Source organism: Klebsiella africana (assembly GCF_020526085.1).
Taxonomy (GTDB): domain Bacteria; phylum Pseudomonadota; class Gammaproteobacteria; order Enterobacterales; family Enterobacteriaceae; genus Klebsiella; species Klebsiella africana.
This window is the reverse complement of the sequence record NZ_CP084874.1, coordinates 3,356,738-3,376,545: the sequence shown is the minus strand read 5'-3', so window position 1 is coordinate 3,376,545 and position 19,808 is coordinate 3,356,738. Positions and strand designations below refer to the sequence as shown.

Here is a 19,808-nt window from a genome sequence, read left to right as displayed (position 1 = left end):
GTGCCTCCTCAGCTTTGCGCCACTTTACGTGGGATAAACTCGTTGGCGACCGCTTCCCCCTGCAGGCGCAGGTTTTGCGGCTGCGGGATAGTTGGCACCGCGACGTCGAGCAGGGGGAACAACAGCTCACCGACCCGATACGCCTCTTCCAGATGCGGATAGCCGGAGAAGATAAAGCTATCAATACCCAGCGCAGCGTATTCATTGATTCGTTCGGCAACGGTGGCGGCATCGCCCACCAGCGCAGTACCGGCGCCGCCGCGCGCTAAACCGACGCCGGCCCACAGGTTGGGGCTGATCTCGAGCTTATCGCGTCGCCCGTTATGCAGGGCCGCCATTCGCTGCTGACCAACGGAGTCGGTTCTGGCGAAGGCCGCCTGGGCGCGGGCGATAGTCTCATCGTCAAGATGGGAGATAAGGCTGTCCGCGGCCTGCCAGGCTTCCTCGTTGGTTTCCCGTACGATCACGTGCAGACGGATGCCAAAACGCACCTGGCGGCCGTGCCGGGCGGCTTTTTCCCGCACCTGAGCAATCTTCTCTGCTACCTGGGCAGGCGGTTCACCCCAGGTGAGATAGAGATCGACCTGCTCAGCGGCCAGATCCTGTGCCACCTCAGACGATCCGCCAAAATAAAGCGGCGGACGCGGCTGCTGGAGCGGCGGGAACAGTAGCTTTGCGTCGCGAACGCGCTGATGCTTGCCGTTAAAGGTGACGGTTTCTCCCTCCATCAGCTTGCGCCAGATGTGGGTAAATTCAGCTGAGGCTTCATAGCGCTCGGTGTGGTCGAGGAAGACACCGTCGCCAGCCAGCTCGGCGGGATCGCTGCCGGTGACCAGATTGAACAGCGCCCGGCCGTTTGACAGTCGGTCCAGGGTCGCCGCCTGGCGGGCGGCCACCGTCGGCGACACCACGCTTGGCCTGAGGGCGACAAGAAATTTCAGCCGCTGCGTCACCGGGATCATTGAGGCCGCAACCAGCCAGGCATCTTCACATGAGCGCCCGGTCGGGATCAGCACGCCGGTGAACCCCAGCCGATCCGCTGTCTGCGCGATTTGCTGCAGATAGCCGTAATCGACCGGACGGGCACCCTCTTCGGTACCCAGATAACGACCATCACCATGGGTCGGTAAAAACCAGAACATATTCAGACTCATGATTTCGCTCCTTGTGTGGCGGTGGGCTGCCAGATGCGGGCCCGGATATCAACTTTTTTTGGCACCAGCTTGTTCTCGTAGAACAGGTCTGCCGTCTGCTGCTGGCGAGCGGCGGTTTCGGCGCTCACCGGGGTAACCGAGGTGGGGGGACGATGGTCCAGATAGCTGGCGATCACCGCCTCCGGTAAGCCCATCGTTTTCGCCAGCAGCGTAATGCTTTGCGCGCGCTGGCTGTGGGTCAGGGCATCGGCCTGGGTAAAGGTGTCGAGTACGCCCTCAATAAACGCGCCATTGCGTTCAGCGTAGGGCCGGGAAGCGAGATAGAAGGATCCCGTCTGTTTCAGATCGGTTCCGTCAGTGAGCACCCGGGCGCCGCCCTGCAGCAGCGCGGCGGAGTAGTACGGATCCCAAATGGCCCAGGCGTCAACATTGCCCTGCTGGAAGGCGGCGCGCGCATCGGCAGGGGCAAGGTAAACCGGCTGAATATCGCTAAATTTCAGGCCTGCAAGCTGCAGAGCGCGCAGCAGCAGATTGTGGGAGCTGGAACCTTTCTGAAAAGCGACCTTTTTCCCTTTTAACTCAGCAACGTTATGAATCGGGCTACCCTGCGCCACCAGGATAACCTCCGCTTTGGGCTTGGGCGGCTCCGCGCCGATATAGACCAAATCGGCGCCCGCCGCCTGGGCAAAGATAGGCGGAATATCGCCGGTACTGCCGATATCGATGCTGCCGACGTTTAGCGCCTCCAGCATCTGCGGACCGGCCGGGAATTCAATCCACGAAATATGGGTTTGCGGATAGCGCTGCTCCAGCAGCTGATGGCTTTTCGCTAGCACCATGCTGACGCTGCCTTTCTGGTAGCCGATGCGCAGAGCGTCAGGCGCTGCCGGGGCGGTGTGGCCCAGCGCGGAGAATAGCAGCAGTCCGCCCAGAGTCAGGGCACGGAGAGGATTAAGCATGCTCCACCCCGCGCAGAGTCGTTAATGAAGGGGCGCGGCTGCTGGGGCGATGCAGCGCCTGCCAGAAGGTCTCCAGGGCGTCATCAAGGCGCCGCTGCAGGTTTGGGGTAAATTGCGGCTTGTGCTGGTAATCGGTTACCTGGCTGTCATCGGCAAAGACACCATGGAGGATCTCCTGCGCCTTCAGGGCATTCAGTACCGGCTTGAGGGCGTAGTCAACTGCCAGCATGTGAGCTATGGTGCCGCCGGTGGCCAGCGGTAGCACGATCTTGCCCTCCAGCGCGCGCTCAGGCAGCAGGTCGAGCAGCGTTTTCAGCGCGCCGGAAAATGACGCTTTATACACTGGTGTGGCGATAATCAGACCGTCGGCCCCGGCCAGTTGCTCATTGAGCGTTAGCAGCGCCGGGTTGTCAAAGCGAGCGTACAGGAGGTCTTCCGGGGCAAAGTTCTGCAAATGCCAGTGGCAGACTTCGATATCGGCGGCGGTGAGCGTCTCTCTGGCGTATTCCAGCAGGGCGCTGGAACGGGAAGGGTAACGCGGGCTGCCCGCAAGCGTAATGACGCGCATCTCTCTCTCCTTATAACTAAATGTTTGCATTTATCTATAATTGATAACATTTATAGTGAGTGTGACAGAGGGCCATTATTTCCCTAAATGATTTATCCGCCGTTAGATAGCCGAAAAGCGCATAACGGCGCGAGGGGAGGTAATCGTTTGCGCTGATGGGGGATTTTTTGTCGCAGGTCAATTCCCTTTCCGCAACAGATCGCACATAATACGCCCCCGGTTTGCACACCGGGAATCCAGGAGAGTTCATGTACTACCCCTTCGTTCGTAAAGCCCTTTTCCAGCTCGATCCTGAGCGCGCTCATGAAGTTACCTTTCAACAATTACGCCGTGTCACCGGCACGCCGCTGGAATGCCTGGTTCGCCAGAAGGTGCCGGCCAGGCCTGTCACCTGCATGGGGCTGACCTTTAAAAATCCGCTGGGCCTGGCGGCCGGGCTGGATAAAAATGGGGAATGCATTGACGCGCTGGGCGCGATGGGTTTTGGTTCGATTGAGATCGGCACCGTGACGCCGCGTCCGCAGCCGGGCAACGATAAGCCAAGGATCTTCCGCCTGGTAGATGCCGAGGGGTTGATCAACCGCATGGGCTTTAATAACCATGGTGTCGATAACCTGGTTGAGAACGTGAAAAAGGCGCATTTTGACGGCGTGCTGGGCATCAATATCGGCAAAAATAAAGATACGCCGGTAGAGCACGGTAAGGATGATTACCTGATTTGTATGGAAAAAGTCTATCCGTACGCCGGGTATATCGCTATTAATATCTCCTCGCCGAATACCCCGGGGCTGCGCACGCTGCAATACGGCGAAGCGCTCGATGATTTACTCTCCGGTATTAAAAATAAGCAGCTTGAACTGCAGCAAAAGCATCAAAAATATGTTCCGGTCGCCGTGAAGATCGCGCCGGATCTTTTGCCTGAGGAATTGATCCAGGTTGCCGATAGCCTCGTGCGCCATAATATTGATGGCGTGATTGCCACCAATACCACCCTCGATCGGTCTCTGGTCCAGGGAATGAAACATTGCGATGAAACCGGCGGACTGAGTGGTCGTCCATTACAATTAAAGAGCACCGAAATTATCCGTATGCTTTCCGCTGAGCTGAATGGTCGATTACCTATCATCGGCGTGGGTGGTATTGATTCCGTGATTGCCGCACGGGAAAAGATGGCCGCCGGGGCATCGCTGGTGCAGATCTATTCCGGATTTATTTTTAAAGGCCCGCCGCTGATTAAAGAAATTGTTACCCACATCTAATCTTTTCCTCCTTTGAATCCCACCCAGGGCTTTATTTCCGGCCCTGGTTGCTTTATATTCCCTCATTGTTGCTTATTTAAACATTTTAGACTTTTCTTAATTTTAGAAAAATATTCTGCGGCAAGTCGCAACAACTTTGCAGAGGCGTATGAAAGGGGACAGGGGGAAAAATGCGAATTAAACCTGACGATAACTGGCGTTGGTATTACGATGAAGAGCACGACCGCATGATGCTCGATTTGGCCAATGGCATGTTATTTCGTTCGCGCTTCGCCCGGCGCATGCTGACCCCGGACGCTTTTGACCCATCGGGATTTTGCGTCGATGACGCCGCGCTCTATTTCTCTTTTGAAGAAAAATGCCGTGATTTTGAACTGTCAAAAGAGCAGCGGGCAGAATTAGTCCTCAATGCGTTAACCGCGATCCGTTTTCTCAAACCGCAGATGCCGAAAAGCTGGCACTTTATCGCCCATACCCACCAGTGGCAGCCGAGCGGCGGCGACGCGGCCTGCGTCTGGCTGAGCGATACCGGGGAGCAGGTAAATTTGCTGGTGGTGGAGCCGGGTGATAACGCTGCGCTTTGTCTGCTGGCTCAGCCGGGGCTTACCCTTGCCGGCCGCGTGATGCAGTTAGGCGATGTCATTAAGATCATGAACGACAGGCTGCAGCCGGCGCAAAGCGCGGTGAGCTACAGCCTGGGGCAGGCGGTTTAAGGCGCCAGGCGCAGCGCCGTTTTCGGCACGCAGCTGCAGGCGAGAATGGTGCCATCTCCGGCGACCGCATTTTTCTTTAATGGACTCACTTCGCCTTCTTCAAGACGGATGCGGCAGCTGCCGCAGATCCCCGCCCGACACGAGTAGGGTACGCGAATGCCCTGTTGCTCCAGTTGTTCCAGCAGCACCTGCTGGTTATTGCCGGTAAACGGTTGACCCTGCCATTCAATGGTTACCGTGGCCTGCTGCTGCGCCTCGGGAGCCGGGGTATCGTCGCTCTCGCCGGCGCCGTAAGCTTTCGCCGGTCCGCGGGCGAGAATTTCCACTTCATCTCCCACCCGGATCACGCCGCTGTTGCGGGCAATCAGGTTCTGACCAAAGTCGACATCGCCATTATCCTGGGCGGTACGAAAACGCTTTAAGGTTTCCAGCGGCTCCCCGGTGGGGTGTTTCTGTCCACGCTCCGGGCTGACGGTGGTAAAAATGCAGCGGCTGCAAGGTTTGGCGACGTCAAACACCACCTCGCCGATGCGGATCACTTTCCAGCTATCTTCATCCCACGCCGCCGCGCCGGTGACCACGAGATTAGGGCGAAACTGTTCTATGCTTACGCTGGCCGGGCAGCGCTGCTGCAGGTCGCGTAGGGAAGCTTCGTTAGCCAGCAGGTAAGGGTAGCCGTCGGCGAAGGAGAGCGGCACCGCATCATGGCGCTTTACCCGGCGGGTTAGCTGCGGTCCCAGCCAGCGCAGCTGGACATCGCGCTTGAAAAAGCCACTGAGCCACTGGTTAACGGCGGCGGGCGCGATGAGAGCGGTGAAATGGTTGCCCCAGACTTCGGTCGGCTCGGCCTGCGTGGCGAAATCGCTAAAACGTACCACGGCGCTGCTGCCGTCCGGCGCGGTCAGGTGAAGGCCATCATGCAGCGGCGCCGGAATAAATTTCACCATCTGAGGAAACTGGCGGGCGGTAATAAAGGTCCCGTCGGTTTCGGTGACCATAAACAGGCGATCGAAGGCCAGGCCGCTGATATCAGCAAAGGCGTGGGTCAGGCCCATGCCGCGCATGGATTTAACAGGATGAATAAAAAGTCGCGATAGCGTTACCATACGCTGCCTCCGGGTTCCAAAAATAAGCCTATAACTTTATGACATAGGGCACATATTGGCTATAATGCGCACCAATTTTCTTTAAGTAAAAGTGACGATATGAATTCTCTGTTTGCCAGTACGGCTCGTGGTCTGGAAGAGCTGTTAAAAACTGAACTGGAAGGGCTTGGCGCGACGGGCTGCCAGGTAGTCCAGGGCGGGGTCCATTTTCAGGGGGATACGCGCCTGCTGTATCAAAGCCTGATGTGGAGCCGGCTGGCTTCGCGCATCATGCTGCCGCTGGGCGAGTGTCGCGTATACAGCGATCTGGATCTGTACCTCGGCGTACAGGCCATTCCGTGGACGGAGATGTTCAACCCTGGCGCCACCTTCGCGGTGCATTTTAGCGGCCTTAATGAGGAGATCCGCAACAGCCAGTACGGTGCGCTGAAGGTTAAAGACGCTATTGTCGACAGCTTCACCCGTAAGAATTTGCCGCGCCCGAACGTCGATCGTGAATCGCCCGATCTGCGGATCAATGTCTGGCTGAACAAAGAGACGGCGCATATTTCTCTTGATCTGAGCGGCGAAGGTCTACACCTGCGCGGCTATCGCGATGGTACCGGAATGGCGCCGATCAAAGAAAACCTCGCGGCGGCGATCGTCATGCGCTCTGGCTGGGTACCGGGTACCCCGCTGCTCGATCCGATGTGCGGTTCCGGCACGCTGTTGATTGAAGCGGCGATGCTGGCGACCGACCGCGCGCCGGGTCTGCACCGCGGCCACTGGGGCTTTGGCGGCTGGGCGCAGCACGATGACGCTATCTGGAAAGAGGTGAAAGCCGAGGCACAAACGCGCGCGCGTCACGGACTGGCCGCATATGAATCGCGCTTCTACGGCTCCGACGTCGACGCGCGCGTAATCGAACGCGCGCGCCGCAACGCCCGCCGCGCCGGCATCGGCGAGCTGATCGATTTTGACGTGAAAGACGTCGCCCAACTGAACAACCCGCTGCCGAAAGGCCCGTACGGGACGGTGATCAGTAACCCGCCGTACGGCGAACGTCTGGAAAGCGAGCCGGCGCTGATCGCTCTGCACAGCCTGCTGGGCCGGATCATGAAAAGTCAGTTTGGCGGCTGGAACCTGTCGGTGTTCAGCGCTTCGCCGGAATTGCTGAGCTGCCTGCAGCTGCGTGCCGATAAGCAATTCAAAGCCAAGAACGGCCCGCTGGACTGCGTGCAGAAGAATTATCACCTGGCGGAGAGCGAAGGCGGCAAGCCGGCGATGCTGGCGGAAGATTTTGCTAACCGTCTGCGTAAGAACCTGAAGAAGTTTGAAAAATGGGCCCGTCAGGAAGGCATTGAATGCTATCGCCTGTACGATGCTGACCTGCCGGAATACAACGTGGCTATTGACCGCTATGCCGACTGGGTGGTGGTCCAGGAGTATGCCCCGCCGAAAACCGTCGATGCGCATAAGGCGCGCCAGCGTCTTTTCGATATTATCGCCGCGACTATCGCGGTGTTAGGAATCGCGCCGAATAAGCTGGTGCTGAAGACCCGCGAGCGGCAAAAGGGCAAAAACCAATATCAGAAGATGGCGGAGAAGGGCGACTTTATCGAGGTACAGGAGTATAACGCGCGCCTGTGGGTTAACCTTACCGACTACCTGGATACCGGTCTGTTCCTCGACCACCGTATCGCCCGTCGCATGCTTGGCCAGATGAGTAAAGGTAAGGACTTCCTGAACCTGTTCTCCTATACCGGCAGCGCCAGCGTCCACGCCGGCCTCGGCGGCGCGCGCTCCACCACCACGGTGGATATGTCGCGTACCTATCTGGAGTGGGCGGAACGCAACCTGCGTCTCAATGGCCTGACCGGCCGCGCGCATCGTCTGATGCAGGCGGACGTCCTGGGCTGGCTGCGAGAAAGCACCGAGCAGTTCGATCTGATCTTTATCGATCCGCCGACCTTCTCCAACTCCAAACGAATGGAAGATGCGTTTGACGTCCAGCGCGATCACATTCGCCTGATGACCGATCTGAAACGTCTGCTGCGCAAAGGCGGCACCATTATGTTCTCGAATAACAAACGCGGTTTCCGTATGGATCATGACGGGCTGGCGGCGCTTGGCCTGAAGGCGCAAGAGATTTCGCAAAAAACGCTGTCGCAGGATTTTGCCCGCAATCGTCAGATCCACAACTGCTGGCTGATTACCGCAGCCTGAAAGGAATAAAGAATGTCACTGATTAGTATGCACGGCGCCTGGCTTTCCTTTAGCGATGCGCCGCTGCTTGATAATGCCGAACTGCATATCGAAGATAACGAACGCGTCTGCCTCGTCGGGCGTAACGGCGCCGGTAAATCGACCCTGATGAAGATCCTCAACCGTGAGCAGGGGCTGGATGACGGACGCATTATTTATGAACAAGATCTGATCGTGGCGCGCCTGCAACAGGATCCGCCGCGTAACGTTGCTGGTACGGTGTACGATTTTGTCGCGGAAGGCATCGCCGAGCAGGCGGCCTACCTGAAGGCCTACCATGACGTGTCGCATCAGGTAATGACCGATCCAAGCGACAAAAATTTAAATGAACTGGCGCGCTTGCAGGAACAGCTGGATAACCTGGGGCTGTGGCAGCTGGACAGCCGCATTAACGAAGTGATTGAGCAGCTTGGCCTTGACGCCAACGCGCAGCTCGCGTCCCTGTCCGGCGGCTGGCTGCGTAAAGCGGCGCTGGGCCGCGCGCTGGTCAGCGGGCCGCGCGTGCTGCTGCTCGATGAACCCACTAACCACCTCGATATCGAAACCATCGACTGGCTGGAAGGGTTCCTGAAAACCTTTAAAGGCACCATTATCTTTATTTCGCATGACCGTTCCTTTATCCGCAATATGGCGACGCGCATTGTCGACCTCGATCGTGGCAAGCTGGTGACCTATCCGGGAAATTACGATCAGTATCTCCTCGATAAAGAAGAAGCCCTGCGGGTCGAAGAACTGCAGAATGCGGAATTTGACCGCAAGCTGGCCCAGGAAGAGGTGTGGATCCGTCAGGGCATCAAAGCGCGCCGGACCCGTAACGAAGGCCGCGTCCGCGCGCTGAAGGCGATGCGCCGCGAGCGCGGTGAACGCCGGGAAGTCATGGGCAGCGCGAAGATGCAGGTTGAAGAAGCCGCACGCTCCGGCAAAATCGTATTTGAAATGGAGAACGTCAACTATCAGGTTGACGGCAAAGTGTTGGTCAACGATTTCTCCGCGCAGATCCAGCGCGGCGACAAGATAGCCCTGATCGGCCCCAACGGCTGTGGCAAAACCACGCTGCTGAAGCTGATGCTTGGCCAGCTGCAGGCCGACAGCGGGCGGATCCATGTTGGCACCAAGCTGGAAGTCGCCTACTTCGACCAGCACCGCGCCGAGCTGGACCCGGATAAAACGGTGATGGACAACCTGGCGGAAGGCAAACAGGAGGTGATGGTTAACGGTAAGCCGCGCCATGTGCTGGGCTATCTGCAAGATTTCCTGTTCCATCCGAAGCGGGCGATGACCCCGGTGCGTGCGCTCTCCGGTGGGGAACGTAACCGTCTGCTGCTGGCCCGATTGTTCCTGAAACCCAGTAACCTGCTGATCCTCGATGAACCGACAAACGACCTCGATGTTGAAACGCTGGAGCTGCTGGAAGAGCTGATAGATGGCTATCAGGGGACCGTGATGCTGGTGAGCCACGATCGTCAGTTCGTTGACAACACCGTGACCGAGTGCTGGATCTTCGAAGGCGGCGGTCGTATTGGCCAGTATATCGGCGGCTATCACGACGCCCGCGGCCAGCAGGCCCAGTCTTTGGCGCAAAAGCAGACGATCGTTAAAAAAACGACGGAAGTCGCTCAGCCAAAAGCAGAAACTGTCAAACGCGGCGGGAACAAACTAAGCTATAACCTGCAGCGCGAGCTGGAACAGCTACCGCAGAAGCTGGAAGCCCTCGAGGCTGAACTGCAGACGCTGCAGGAGCAGGTTGCCGATCCTGATTTCTTCGGGCAACCGCACGATCGCACGCAGCAGGTGCTGGCGCAGCTGGCAGAAGCGGAGCAGGCGCTGGAAGCCGCCTTTGAACGCTGGGAATATCTCGAAGGATTAAAGAACGGCGCCTGAGCCGAGGAGTTGTCATGTGCGATCATCATCATGCTGCGCGACATATTTTATGTCCCCAATGTGATTTGCTGGTGGCTTTGCCGCAGCTTGAGCATCGCCAGAAAGCCGCCTGCCCGCGCTGCGGTACAACGTTAACTACCACGTGGGACGCGCCTCGCCAGCGTCCCACGGCGTATGCGCTGGTCGCGCTGTTTATGCTGCTGCTGGCCAACCTGTTCCCTTTTATCTATATGAAAGTGGGCGGCATCAGCAGCGAAATAGAGCTGCTGGAAATTCCCAATGTGCTGTTTAGCGAGGATTACGCCAGTCTCGGGACTTTCTTTTTACTCTTTGTTCAATTAGTGCCGGCGTTTTGCCTGGTCACCATTCTGCTGCTGGTTAACCGGGTCAGGATGCCTGCCGGCCTGAAGGCGTTCCTCGCGCGAATTCTCTTTCAACTGAAAACCTGGGGGATGGCGGAGATCTTTCTTGCTGGCGTGCTGGTCAGCTTCGTCAAATTGATGGCCTATGGCGATATCGGTATTGGCCTGAGCTTTATTCCCTGGTGCATGTTTTGCCTGCTGCAGTTACGCACTTTCCAGTGCGTCGATCGGCGCTGGCTGTGGGATGATATTGCCCCCATGCCGGCCATTACCCAGCCGCTGAAGGTCGGCGTGGCCGGGATCCGCCAGGGGCTGCGCTCCTGTGCCTGCTGTACAGCGGTGTTGCCGGCCGACCAGACCGTCTGCCCGCGCTGTCACAGTAAAGGAACGGCGCGGCGCAAAAATAGCCTGCAATGGACGCTGGCGCTGCTGGTAACTTCATTTATCCTTTATCTCCCTGCCAACATTATGCCGATCATGATTACCGATCTGCTGGGCGATAAAATGCCGTCAACCATTATGGCTGGGGTAGTCTTGCTGTGGAGTGAAGGCTCCTATCCGGTCGCGTTGGTGATCTTTATCGCCAGTATTATGGTCCCGACGCTGAAGATGATTGCTATCGCCTGGCTGTGCTGGAATGCCAACGGTAACGGCGCACGCGATTCGGAACGCATGCATCTGATCTATGAAGTGGTGGAATTTGTTGGCCGCTGGTCAATGATTGACGTTTTTGTCATCGCCGTGCTCTCTGCGCTGGTGCGCATGGGAGGGCTGATGAATATTTATCCCGCCATCGGTGCAGTCATGTTTGCGCTGGTGGTAGTGATGACCATGTTTTCAGCGATGACGTTTGATCCCCGTTTGCTGTGGGATCGTGAGCCAGATTCAAGCCATGAGGAAATACAACAACATGGAAAATAAGAGCGGAGAAGCGAAAGTGCAGAAGGTGAAGAACTGGTCACCGGTGTGGATCTTCCCTATCGTCACTGCGCTGATCGGGGCGTGGATCCTGTTTTATCATTACAGCCATCAGGGGCCTGAGGTCACGCTGATCACCACCAATGCGGAAGGGATTGAAGGGGGAAAAACCCGTATCAAGAGCCGCAGTGTGGACGTTGGGGTGGTGGAGAGCGCGACGTTGACCGACGATCTCACCCATGTCGAAATCAAAGCCCGTCTCAACTCCGGGATGCAGAAATTACTGCACAACGATTCCGTGTTCTGGGTGGTGAAACCGCAGGTAGGGCGCGAGGGGATCAGTGGCCTTGGGACTTTATTATCCGGAGCCTATATTGAACTGCAGCCGGGAACTAAAGGTTCGGTGCCGGCGCAGTATCCGCTGCTGGATTCTCCGCCGCTGGCCTCACCGGATGCTAAGGGGATCCGTATTCTGCTGGAAAGCAGCAAGGCGGGACAGCTTTCGCCAGGCGACCCGGTGTTGTTCCGCGGCTACCGCGTGGGGTCGGTGGAAACCAGCACCTTTGATGCGCAGAAACGTCGTATCTCTTATCAGTTGTTTATCAATGCGCCGAACGACCGCCTGGTGACCACCAACGTTCGCTTCTGGAAAGACAGCGGTATCGCGGTTGATTTGACTGCGGCGGGGATGCGCGTTGAGATGGGCTCGCTATCGACACTTTTTGGTGGTGGGGTGAGCTTCGATATTCCGGAAGGACTGGATCTCGGTGAGCCAGTGGCGAACAAAACGGAATACCACCTGTTTGACGATCAGAAGAGCATCCAGGATTCGGTCTTTACCGAGCATATTGACTATGTGATGTTCTTCAAAGACTCGGTTCGCGGCCTGCAGCCTGGCGCGCCGGTTGAGTTCCGCGGTATCCGTCTGGGCACCGTCGGCAAAGTGCCGTTCTTTATTCCTGGGCTGAAGCAGCGTTTGAACGATGATTATCGCATTCCGGTGGAAGTGCGGGTTGAACCGCAACGGCTGATTAACCAGCTCGGCGGCGATCCGAATATTCGCGCCCACATTGACGATCTGATCAACCGCGGACTGCGTGGCTCGCTGAAAACCGGTAACCTGGTGACCGGCGCGTTGTATATCGATCTCGACTTCTATCCGAAGGCGCCCCCGCGCGGCAAAATCCAGGAGTTTAACGGCTATCCAATCATTCCGACCATCAGCGGTGGCCTGGCGCAGATCCAGCAACGTCTGATGGATGCGCTGGATAAGATTAATAACCTGCCGATCAATCCGCTGCTGGAGCAGGCGACCAGCACCCTGGCGCAGAGCGAGAAGACTATGCAGCACGTGCAGACCACGCTGGATAATCTGAATAAGATTACCTCCAGCCAGTCGATGCAGCAGCTGCCTGCCGATATGCAGACGACGCTGCGCGAGCTGAACCGCAGCATGCAGGGCTTCCAGCCAGGCTCCGCGGCTTACAATAAGATGGTGGCCGATATGCAGCGTCTGGATCAGGTGCTTCGCGAGCTGCAGCCGGTTCTGAAAACGCTCAATGATAAGAGCAATGCGCTGGTATTTGAGGCCAAGGATAAAAAAGACCCACAGCCGAAGGGAGCGAAATAATGAAAAAATGGTTACTGGCGGCAGCCGTATGCGCCCTGACGGCGTGCAGTAGCGGCGGCGAGAGCAAAACATATTACCAGCTGCCGGTGGTGCAGGGCGGCGCGCAAAGCGCCGCCAGCCAGGGGGCGCGTCTGCTGTGGGTTGAGCAGGTCAGTATCCCGGATTATCTGGCGGGCAACGGAGTGGTCTATCAGACCACCGACGTGCAGTATGTGATAGCCAATAATAATCTGTGGGCCAGCCCGCTGGACCAGCAGCTGCGTGCAACGCTGGTGGCAAACCTCAGCCAGCAACTACCGGGCTGGGTCGTCTCATCTCAGCCTCTGGGGAGTGAGCAGGATACGCTCAATGTGGCAGTCAATGGCTTTCACGGGCGCTACGACGGGCGGGTTATCGTCAGCGGTGAGTGGCTGCTTAAGCATCAGGGACAGCTGATTAAGCGTCCTTTCGACATCGTGCTCAAGCAGCAAGAGGATGGCTATGACGCGATGGTGAAGACTCTGGCCCAGGCATGGAGCCAGGAGGCGGTCGCCATTGCCGGCGAGCTTAAGCGTCTGCCATAAGTAAAATTCATAATAGTGATATGCCGCGAGGTTCATTTGAGCCGCGCGGCATTTTTTTTGCCAGGTCAGTTTGTTAGCAATCGCGGCGCTGAATGAACAAAAAATGAACTCTTATATAGGTCACAAATATGACACTGGCGTGAATTTTGCGCATTGACGTTGCCTTCATTTCGCGGTATTCGTAACCCGTGGCCGCACAATTTGCGACCACTGTTTTCTTTTCCACCAGATCAAAGAATGAGGGAAACGAGGCATGAAGAGACAAAAACGAGATCGCCTGGAACGGGCACATCAACGTGGATATCAAGCGGGTATCGCGGGGAGATCGAAAGAAATGTGTCCATACCAGAGCCTGAATCAACGCTCTTGGTGGCTGGGAGGCTGGCGAGAAGCCATGGAAGACAGGGTACTAACGGCCTGACACTGTCTCTTTAAAAAAGAAGCCTCCGCATAGCGGGGGCTTCGCCTTTTAATCGCTACTGATATTTATCAGAAAGCGGAAGTATCCTGGAACAGGCCCACTTTCAGATCGTTTGCGGTATAGATCAGACGATCGTCAACCAGCACTTCACCATCCGCCAGGCCCATAATCAGACGACGGTTAACGATGCGCTTGAAGTGGATGCGGTAGGTGACTTTTTTCGCGGTTGGCCGAACCTGACCGGTGAATTTCACTTCGCCCACGCCCAGGGCGCGGCCTTTGCCTTCGCCGCCGAGCCAGCCGAGGTAAAAACCGACCAGCTGCCACATCGCATCCAGGCCCAGGCAGCCCGGCATCACCGGATCGCCAATGAAGTGGCAACCGAAGAACCACAGGTCCGGGTTGATGTCGAGTTCAGCCTCAACATAACCTTTGTCATAGTTACCACCGGCTTCGGTCATTTTGATGACGCGGTCCATCATCAGCATGTTTGGTGCCGGCAACTGCGGGCCTTTCGCGCCGAACAGTTCGCCACGACCAGAGGCAAGAAGATCTTCTTTTGTATAGGATTCGCGTTTATCTACCATGTTTTCAGTAAGCCTTATTTTAAGTTCGGGACGCAGGATAGCTAACACGTGTAAGCTGAACAAGTCCGATCAGTTAGAACTTGTCCCACCTAACCAGCGTAGCGGCCACGGAAAGCGATGGCGAGTCTCTTGCTGGGTCGCCTGCGCTATCCGCTCCTGAATGGTTTGTCGCAGCGTCTGTCCTTCTCCGTCCCACATTAGCTGGGTCAACATCGGCAGCGCTTCGGTAATATCGTCAATTGCCCAGATAGCAAACTGATTCTCGGCAACAGCTTGACGTAACTCATGGCTCAGGCTGAGGTGGCGAACGTTGGCGGAAGGGATGATGACCCCTTGTTTGCCGGTTAAGCCGCGCTGCTGACAAATTGTGAAGAAGCCTTCAATTTTTTCGTTCAGCCCGCCGACCGGTTGCACGCGACCAAACTGGTCGACGGAGCCGGTAATTGCAATGCTCTGATTAATTGGCACATTGGCCAGGGCGCTGATTAAGGCGCAGAGTTCGGCCATGGAGGCGCTGTCACCGTCTACTTCGCTGTAGGACTGTTCGAACGTCAGCGAAGCCGTGAAGGGGAGCTGCTGCTCCAGCTCCAGCTCGGACATAAGAAAAGCCTGCATGATCATCATGCCTTTTGCATGAATGTTACCGCCCAGCTCGGCTTTGCGTTCGACGTCGATAAATTCGCCATCACCAATATGCACGACGCAACTGATGCGTGATGGCTCACCGAACGCGCGCGGATGACCAGGGAATTCAATCACCGACAGAGCGTTGATCTGCCCAATGCATTCACCTTCAGTCTCAATCAGGATCTGTTCCTGCAGGATTTCATCTTGCATACGTTCGGCCAGATAGCCTTCACGCCACTCCCGGCGAGCCAGCATGGTTTGCATCGCTTCACCTGTTATCTCCTCGCCCTCACAGAAGGCGGCGGCCTCCCGCAGCTGGCGGGTTATCCATAGCGGACTGAGCGGCAGGGTCTCCTGATCGCCGGTGTAGCGTGTCCCCTCATCGATCAGCAGAGGCCAGGCATCGGCCGCCGGGCCTGGCAGTTCCAGCTGCTGCGCATTCTGCCAAACCCACTGGCACCAGGCCTTTAGCGTGTCGGCGTCAGCAAACTGCAGAGTATCTTCATACTCGCTATAGATGGCCTGCGCCGCCAGCTCCGGCTCCATTTCCTGAAAATCAGCCAGCGATTCGCGTTCGCCGACCAGCATGACTTTCAGGCTCAGCGGCATGGAGGGGATACTGACCGGCAAGGGGCGGGATTCATCGACGGAAAGCCAGTCAAAGCGCTGACGAGTCACCATATTTTTCAGGCGTACCCACAGCAGAGGTTGTGCCAGTAGTGCGCGTAGCGAGAGTACCAGCACACCGCCGTTGGCCTGGTGGACAAGGCCCGGCTGGAGGCTAATTTCGCCATTAAACTGGCGTACACAGCCAAACAGCTGTTCCGCCTCTACCCAATCGGCTGCCACGACTGGCGCAATGCTGGCAAAATTATCCTCAGCACGTTGCGCAGGAGAAAGCGTGACGCGAGCGCCATCAACCTCATAGCGAACACCGTAGAGCGGTGCGGCAGGTTCATGCAGCGTCCGGGTTTCGGTTGCCAGCCATTGCAGATACTCCGGCTCTTCAGGGGCTTTCACCAGCATGAAGGAGGAGACCGCCGGCGTGAACAGCAGCTGCTCAAGCGCGTAGAATAAACGCGGCTGCAGATCGCCCGAAAGAGAAGGGGCCGGATGGGAAAGATCAGCTTGTGCAAACAGCGTCTGATAAGGTTCCGTATCAGGCGCGAGGTCAGTTCGGGTCAGTTTCGTAATGGTCAAAGTCGCTGTTTTTTAGTTAGATGTAAAGCGCGCAATTATACCTGATGCCGCGACCGAGCACACGGAGGATTATGGTTACCCCGGTGATTACCCGGCCATATACATCACGAATAATGATTTATGTTCAGCACATCAGGAAAAAACTGATATCCTGAAATGAGTTACACGGTCACATTGAGATCGCAATGAAATATCAACAACTGGAAAATCTTGAAAGCGGCTGGAAATGGAAATATCTGGTAAAGAAGCACCGGGAAGGTGAGCTGATTACCCGCTACATTGAGGCCAGCGCTGCGCAAGCTGCGGTAGATGACTTGCTGACGCTCGAAAATGAACCTGTGCTGGTGCATGCCTGGATTGAGCAGCATATGAATCCGGCGTTAATGAACCGCATGAAGCAGACTATCCGTGCGCGGCGAAAACGCCATTTTAACGCCGAGCATCAGCATACGCGTAAGAAGTCTATCGACCTTGAGTTTGTCGTCTGGCAGCGTCTTGCCGGTCTGGCGCAGCGGCGGGGTAAAACCTTGTCTGAAACCATCGTCCAGCTGATTGAGGATGCTGAGCACAAAGAGAAGTATGCCAGCAAAATGTCGAGTCTGAAGCACGATCTGCAGGTGCTGTTAGGCAAAGAGTAATCATTACGACCTGACTGTTGCCATCCAGGCGTAACTCTCCGCCAGTCGCGAAGGCGAATTAACGCCACAAAAAAACCCGCCGAAGCGGGTTTTTTTATCAGTTATAACTTAAGCCGCTGGCTGAGTTACAACTTCTTTGTAGCCTTTAACTTCGATCTCTACACGACGATCCGGAGCCAGGCAATCGATCAGGGCAGCGCGAGCTTTCACGTTGTCACAGGTGTTGCCAGTAACCGGGTTGGATTCACCCATGCCGCGAGCGGAGATTTTGCCAGCAGGGATGCCTTTAGCAACCAGGTAGTCAACAACGGACTGAGCACGTTTCTCAGACAGCTGCTGGTTGTAAGCTTCGGAACCGATGCGGTCGGTGTAGCCCAGAACAACAGCGGAACCGTCTTTCGGATCCATGTTGCTCAGCTGGGTGTACAGCTGATCCAGAGCCTGCTGACCTTCCGGTTTCAGGGTAGCTTTGTTGAAGTTGAACAGAACGTCAGACTTCAGGGTGAAGTGCTTGGTAGCCACTTCCGGAGCCGGAGCCGGAGCCGGAGCTACAACCGGTGCAGCATCTTCCTGACCGAAACGGTAGGAAACACCCACGCTCAGCATGCCGTTGTCAGGACGAACGCCTACAGTGCCTGCGTCGCCGATGTTGTTAACCCACTGGTATTCCAGACGGGTAGCGATGTCACGGGTCACAGCCCACTCAACGCCGCCAGCGAATACTGGGGAAACGCCGGTGTCGTGGTTGTCGCCAGCGATGCTGTTGCTGGAGTCAGCGCGCCATACCATGCCGCCCAGACGGGTGTAGATGTCCAGATCGTCAGTGATCGGGTAACCCAGTTTAGCGGTCAGCTGAACGCCCTGAGCTTTGAATGCGCCGTTAACTTTGTCGCCTTTGTAAGGCATACGGCCCAGCCAGTCGTAACCCATTTCGAAACCGAGGTACGGGTTAACCTGATAACCACCGAACGCACCAGCGCCCAGCTGGCTTTCGTGGGTCGGGCCGTTGTTGTTCAGGTTGCTGTTGTACCAGCCGGTGTCATGGAACTGGGACCAACCCAGTTTACCACCTGCATACCAGGTGTTATCTTTCGGAGCGGCCTGCGCTACGGTAGCGAAGCCAGCCAGTGCCACTGCAATCGCGATAGCTGTCTTTTTCATTTTTTGCGCCTCATTATCATCCAAAATTCGCCATGAAGTTACAAAAGACCTCACGGTTAAATCCTTCACCGGGGGCGTGACTTGTTGTTAACTATGCTGATACATGCAGCGTAAGCCGATCACCCCTGGCGATGTAAAGTCTACAACTTAGTTCGAAACTTACAAGTGTGAACTCTGTCAGGCATATGAAAAAAAAGGGTTGTATACACAATATTTAACAAATATGGTTGATTTTCGTACGCAGGAAAAAGGCAGAAATCCCCGTGTGGCAGGCATTCAGCGAAAAAGACCCTCAAAATCGCCGCGCCTTAGCCAACGGTAAAAAAAATTCCAGGAATAATCCTAATTTCACTCAATGATACAAATTTGAGTGAATTTTTAGCCCGCTGAGTTGTCTGCCGAGCGTGCCCTGATGTCTGACCGGGCGCATGATGAATCCCATCGCGGACCCTTCCTGGGCAGCGTTAACGAGACGTTCATGTTCTTCAGCGGTTAACTCCTCCGCCAGCCAGCAGATAACCACACTATAGTTCCCTGTACGCAGGGCGCGGATCATTGAATCTACGGTATGGCAAGGAGACAGCTGGCTAATTTGCATGACTTTAGACAGCGGTAAACCGGCGGATTGAACCCACTCGCGGCTTAGCTTTTGTTGTGGCGTGAGCCAGAGCTGCCAGCGAGACTGTTGACCCAGCTGCTGTAATAAAGGTAGCAGTAATAACTGTGTCATCATAGGTTGATCTTCGCGATAGACAATTTCACTGATCAGCCCATTGGCGGTCTGTTCGCCGGAACGATGAGCGTAGTGGCCTGCCGGGGCAGAAGCCTGTGCTAAACGATTTGCGTGAGCTGAAGTAAACATAGTCTATCCCGCCTGTAGTTACTGTATGCATATACAGTATATCCACCAGGGGAAAAGATCAACCGCAATTTGCCATTTTGCTGCCTGAAATTTAATCATTTCCTGTCGCCAGCGCTTCACTCTGCCACTGCGTGCGCCACCCTTTCCCGAAGTATCCTTAATGCGGGCTAATCGTTTCTCTTCTCCGTGTCGCTTGCAGCAACGCGAGAAAATTTCTGAAAGCTTCTCGCAAAACCGCATTCTGGTGGGAAAGTCGACACGAATCACCTTGCTGCTGTCGGGGAAGTCCCTTATGTTTTCCATAGTGGATCCGCTAACAACTTAAGTTTAATTACATGATTAACAAAGGAATGATCATGAGAAAACTCGTATGTCCGCGGCTTCCGCAATTTCAGGCCTGCGTCTCAGCGCTGGGTCAATTACATACCCGCCCGCTCTTTGGCGGATACAGTCTGGCCATTGATGATACGGTGTTTGCGATGGTGGCAGAGGGAAATATCTATCTGAAGGCCTGCGAGCAGAGCGCCGCCTACCGGGTTGAACACCATAATCCTTTATTGATGTTGCGTCGGCATGGGCGCATTGTGCCGCTGAAATATTATCAGATTGACGACGCCTTATGGCGAGATGAGAAACAGCTCTTTCGCCTGTCGCTGTTGTCGTGGCAGAGTGCCCAGCGCGAAAAGTATCACCGCCGGGATTCTGGCCGTTTGAAGGATTTACCCAACATCAGCTTTCATATGGAATTGCAGCTGATTCATGCGGGCATACCGGATGTCAGGACGCTTCGGGAGATTGGCGCCCAGCAAGCCTGGCTGAAGCTACGCGAAAACAATGCTTCTTTGTCACCCAGCGTACTGCTGGGGTTGGAAGCCGCGATTGTCGGGATCCATGTCGCCGCGCTCCCGACGCCGCGGCGTCAGGAGCTGATGGAATGGGCGGAGAATCGCTAGCG

The 19,808-nt window shown here is 56.1% G+C and carries 18 protein-coding genes; 10 read left to right on the top strand and 8 right to left on the bottom strand.

What is annotated here, in order from left to right; genetic code table 11:
• Nucleotides 1–8: 8 nt before the first annotated feature.
• From ssuD to ssuE, 3 genes are read right to left on the bottom strand one after another with little or no spacing between them, the layout of a single operon-like run.
• Nucleotides 9–1,154 (bottom strand): FMNH2-dependent alkanesulfonate monooxygenase, encoded by a 1,146-nt coding sequence (gene ssuD / locus LGL98_RS16440; protein WP_094310261.1) that lies wholly within the window; start codon nt 1,152–1,154, stop codon nt 9–11.
• Nucleotides 1,151–2,113, bottom strand: a complete 963-nt coding sequence (locus tag LGL98_RS16435; RefSeq protein ID WP_094310262.1) for a sulfonate ABC transporter substrate-binding protein — start codon at nt 2,111–2,113, stop codon at nt 1,151–1,153. The genes ssuD and LGL98_RS16435 overlap by 4 nt, the downstream gene beginning before the upstream one ends.
• The gene (gene ssuE / locus LGL98_RS16430) at nt 2,106–2,681 is read right to left on the bottom strand and encodes an NADPH-dependent FMN reductase (protein WP_094310263.1); all 576 of its coding nucleotides are present in this window, start codon (nt 2,679–2,681) and stop codon (nt 2,106–2,108) included. Before ssuE ends, LGL98_RS16435 begins: the two co-directional genes overlap by 8 nt.
• 248 nt (nt 2,682–2,929) lie before the next feature.
• Here ssuE and pyrD point away from each other — a divergent pair, with 248 nt between their 5' ends.
• Nucleotides 2,930–3,940, top strand: a complete 1,011-nt coding sequence (pyrD, locus tag LGL98_RS16425; protein ID WP_094310264.1) for a quinone-dependent dihydroorotate dehydrogenase — start codon at nt 2,930–2,932, stop codon at nt 3,938–3,940.
• Nucleotides 3,941–4,110: 170 nt separating this feature from the next.
• Complete coding sequence (gene zapC / locus LGL98_RS16420; RefSeq protein ID WP_094310265.1) at nt 4,111–4,653, top strand: cell division protein ZapC; 543 nt, start codon at nt 4,111–4,113, stop codon at nt 4,651–4,653.
• On the opposite strand, the gene LGL98_RS16415 is transcribed toward zapC, so the two are convergent.
• On the bottom strand, nt 4,650–5,759 hold the full coding sequence (locus LGL98_RS16415) for a YcbX family protein (RefSeq protein ID WP_094310266.1): 1,110 nt from the start codon (nt 5,757–5,759) through the stop codon (nt 4,650–4,652). The two genes, zapC and LGL98_RS16415, sit on opposite strands and share 4 nt — an antisense overlap.
• A gap of 99 nt (nt 5,760–5,858) precedes the next feature.
• Here LGL98_RS16415 and rlmKL point away from each other — a divergent pair, with 99 nt between their 5' ends.
• The 6 genes from rlmKL (at nt 5,859) to rmf (ending at nt 13,778) form a co-directional block, all read left to right on the top strand.
• Entirely contained in the window at nt 5,859–7,964 is a 2,106-nt protein-coding gene (rlmKL, locus tag LGL98_RS16410) for a bifunctional 23S rRNA (guanine(2069)-N(7))-methyltransferase RlmK/23S rRNA (guanine(2445)-N(2))-methyltransferase RlmL (RefSeq protein WP_136032068.1), read from the top strand.
• A gap of 12 nt (nt 7,965–7,976) precedes the next feature.
• Entirely contained in the window at nt 7,977–9,884 is a 1,908-nt protein-coding gene (locus LGL98_RS16405) for an ABC transporter ATP-binding protein (RefSeq protein WP_136032070.1), read from the top strand.
• 14 nt (nt 9,885–9,898) lie between these two features.
• Complete coding sequence (gene pqiA, locus LGL98_RS16400) at nt 9,899–11,167, top strand: membrane integrity-associated transporter subunit PqiA (RefSeq protein WP_136032072.1); 1,269 nt, start codon at nt 9,899–9,901, stop codon at nt 11,165–11,167.
• Nucleotides 11,157–12,794, top strand: a complete 1,638-nt coding sequence (gene pqiB / locus LGL98_RS16395; protein WP_136032074.1) for an intermembrane transport protein PqiB — start codon at nt 11,157–11,159, stop codon at nt 12,792–12,794. The genes pqiA and pqiB overlap by 11 nt, the downstream gene beginning before the upstream one ends.
• Nucleotides 12,794–13,357: a membrane integrity-associated transporter subunit PqiC gene (pqiC, locus tag LGL98_RS16390; RefSeq protein WP_136032076.1), complete on the top strand. Its 564-nt coding sequence runs from the start codon at nt 12,794–12,796 to the stop codon at nt 13,355–13,357. The genes pqiB and pqiC overlap by 1 nt, the downstream gene beginning before the upstream one ends.
• Before the next feature lie 253 nt (nt 13,358–13,610).
• On the top strand, nt 13,611–13,778 hold the full coding sequence (rmf, locus tag LGL98_RS16385; RefSeq protein ID WP_002898396.1) for a ribosome modulation factor: 168 nt from the start codon (nt 13,611–13,613) through the stop codon (nt 13,776–13,778).
• 68 nt (nt 13,779–13,846) lie between these two features.
• Here the strand turns inward: rmf and fabA are convergent, their stop codons facing one another.
• Nucleotides 13,847–14,365, bottom strand: coding sequence for a bifunctional 3-hydroxydecanoyl-ACP dehydratase/trans-2-decenoyl-ACP isomerase (gene fabA / locus LGL98_RS16380; RefSeq protein ID WP_136032078.1), 519 nt, complete (start codon nt 14,363–14,365; stop codon nt 13,847–13,849).
• Between the two features lie 69 nt (nt 14,366–14,434).
• Nucleotides 14,435–16,192: an AAA family ATPase gene (locus LGL98_RS16375; protein WP_136032080.1), complete on the bottom strand. Its 1,758-nt coding sequence runs from the start codon at nt 16,190–16,192 to the stop codon at nt 14,435–14,437.
• A 185-nt stretch (nt 16,193–16,377) separates the two neighbouring features.
• On the opposite strand from LGL98_RS16375, the gene matP reads away from it, so the two are divergent.
• Complete coding sequence (matP, locus tag LGL98_RS16370) at nt 16,378–16,830, top strand: macrodomain Ter protein MatP (RefSeq protein ID WP_002898404.1); 453 nt, start codon at nt 16,378–16,380, stop codon at nt 16,828–16,830.
• 108 nt (nt 16,831–16,938) lie between these two features.
• Here matP and ompA read toward each other — a convergent pair whose 3' ends face one another.
• Nucleotides 16,939–17,991 carry a porin OmpA gene (gene ompA, locus LGL98_RS16365; protein ID WP_136032081.1) on the bottom strand — a complete coding sequence of 351 codons (1,053 nt, stop codon included), beginning with the start codon at nt 17,989–17,991 and terminating at the stop codon, nt 16,939–16,941.
• 352 nt (nt 17,992–18,343) lie between these two features.
• Entirely contained in the window at nt 18,344–18,853 is a 510-nt protein-coding gene (sulA, locus tag LGL98_RS16360) for an SOS-induced cell division inhibitor SulA (protein WP_136032083.1), read from the bottom strand.
• A 356-nt stretch (nt 18,854–19,209) separates the two neighbouring features.
• Here sulA and LGL98_RS16355 point away from each other — a divergent pair, with 356 nt between their 5' ends.
• Complete coding sequence (locus LGL98_RS16355) at nt 19,210–19,806, top strand: TfoX/Sxy family DNA transformation protein (RefSeq protein WP_136032085.1); 597 nt, start codon at nt 19,210–19,212, stop codon at nt 19,804–19,806.
• Nucleotides 19,807–19,808 lie beyond the last annotated feature (2 nt).

Excerpts from the sequence above, each read along its gene's own strand:
- rmf (WP_002898396.1), top strand. The coding sequence starts at position 13,611 with ATGAAGAGACAAAAACGAGATCGCCTGGAACGGGCACATCAACGTGGA.
- ssuD (WP_094310261.1), bottom strand. The coding sequence starts at position 1,154 with ATGAGTCTGAATATGTTCTGGTTTTTACCGACCCATGGTGATGGTCGT.
- pyrD (WP_094310264.1), top strand. The coding sequence starts at position 2,930 with ATGTACTACCCCTTCGTTCGTAAAGCCCTTTTCCAGCTCGATCCTGAG.
- rlmKL (WP_136032068.1), top strand. The coding sequence starts at position 5,859 with ATGAATTCTCTGTTTGCCAGTACGGCTCGTGGTCTGGAAGAGCTGTTA.
- LGL98_RS16415 (WP_094310266.1), bottom strand. The coding sequence starts at position 5,759 with ATGGTAACGCTATCGCGACTTTTTATTCATCCTGTTAAATCCATGCGC.
- pqiB (WP_136032074.1), top strand. The coding sequence starts at position 11,157 with ATGGAAAATAAGAGCGGAGAAGCGAAAGTGCAGAAGGTGAAGAACTGG.
- sulA (WP_136032083.1), bottom strand. The coding sequence starts at position 18,853 with ATGTTTACTTCAGCTCACGCAAATCGTTTAGCACAGGCTTCTGCCCCG.
- ssuE (WP_094310263.1), bottom strand. The coding sequence starts at position 2,681 with ATGCGCGTCATTACGCTTGCGGGCAGCCCGCGTTACCCTTCCCGTTCC.
- pqiA (WP_136032072.1), top strand. The coding sequence starts at position 9,899 with ATGTGCGATCATCATCATGCTGCGCGACATATTTTATGTCCCCAATGT.
- fabA (WP_136032078.1), bottom strand. The coding sequence starts at position 14,365 with ATGGTAGATAAACGCGAATCCTATACAAAAGAAGATCTTCTTGCCTCT.
- zapC (WP_094310265.1), top strand. The coding sequence starts at position 4,111 with ATGCGAATTAAACCTGACGATAACTGGCGTTGGTATTACGATGAAGAG.
- matP (WP_002898404.1), top strand. The coding sequence starts at position 16,378 with ATGAAATATCAACAACTGGAAAATCTTGAAAGCGGCTGGAAATGGAAA.
- LGL98_RS16435 (WP_094310262.1), bottom strand. The coding sequence starts at position 2,113 with ATGCTTAATCCTCTCCGTGCCCTGACTCTGGGCGGACTGCTGCTATTC.
- LGL98_RS16405 (WP_136032070.1), top strand. The coding sequence starts at position 7,977 with ATGTCACTGATTAGTATGCACGGCGCCTGGCTTTCCTTTAGCGATGCG.
- ompA (WP_136032081.1), bottom strand. The coding sequence starts at position 17,991 with ATGAAAAAGACAGCTATCGCGATTGCAGTGGCACTGGCTGGCTTCGCT.
- pqiC (WP_136032076.1), top strand. The coding sequence starts at position 12,794 with ATGAAAAAATGGTTACTGGCGGCAGCCGTATGCGCCCTGACGGCGTGC.
- LGL98_RS16355 (WP_136032085.1), top strand. The coding sequence starts at position 19,210 with ATGAGAAAACTCGTATGTCCGCGGCTTCCGCAATTTCAGGCCTGCGTC.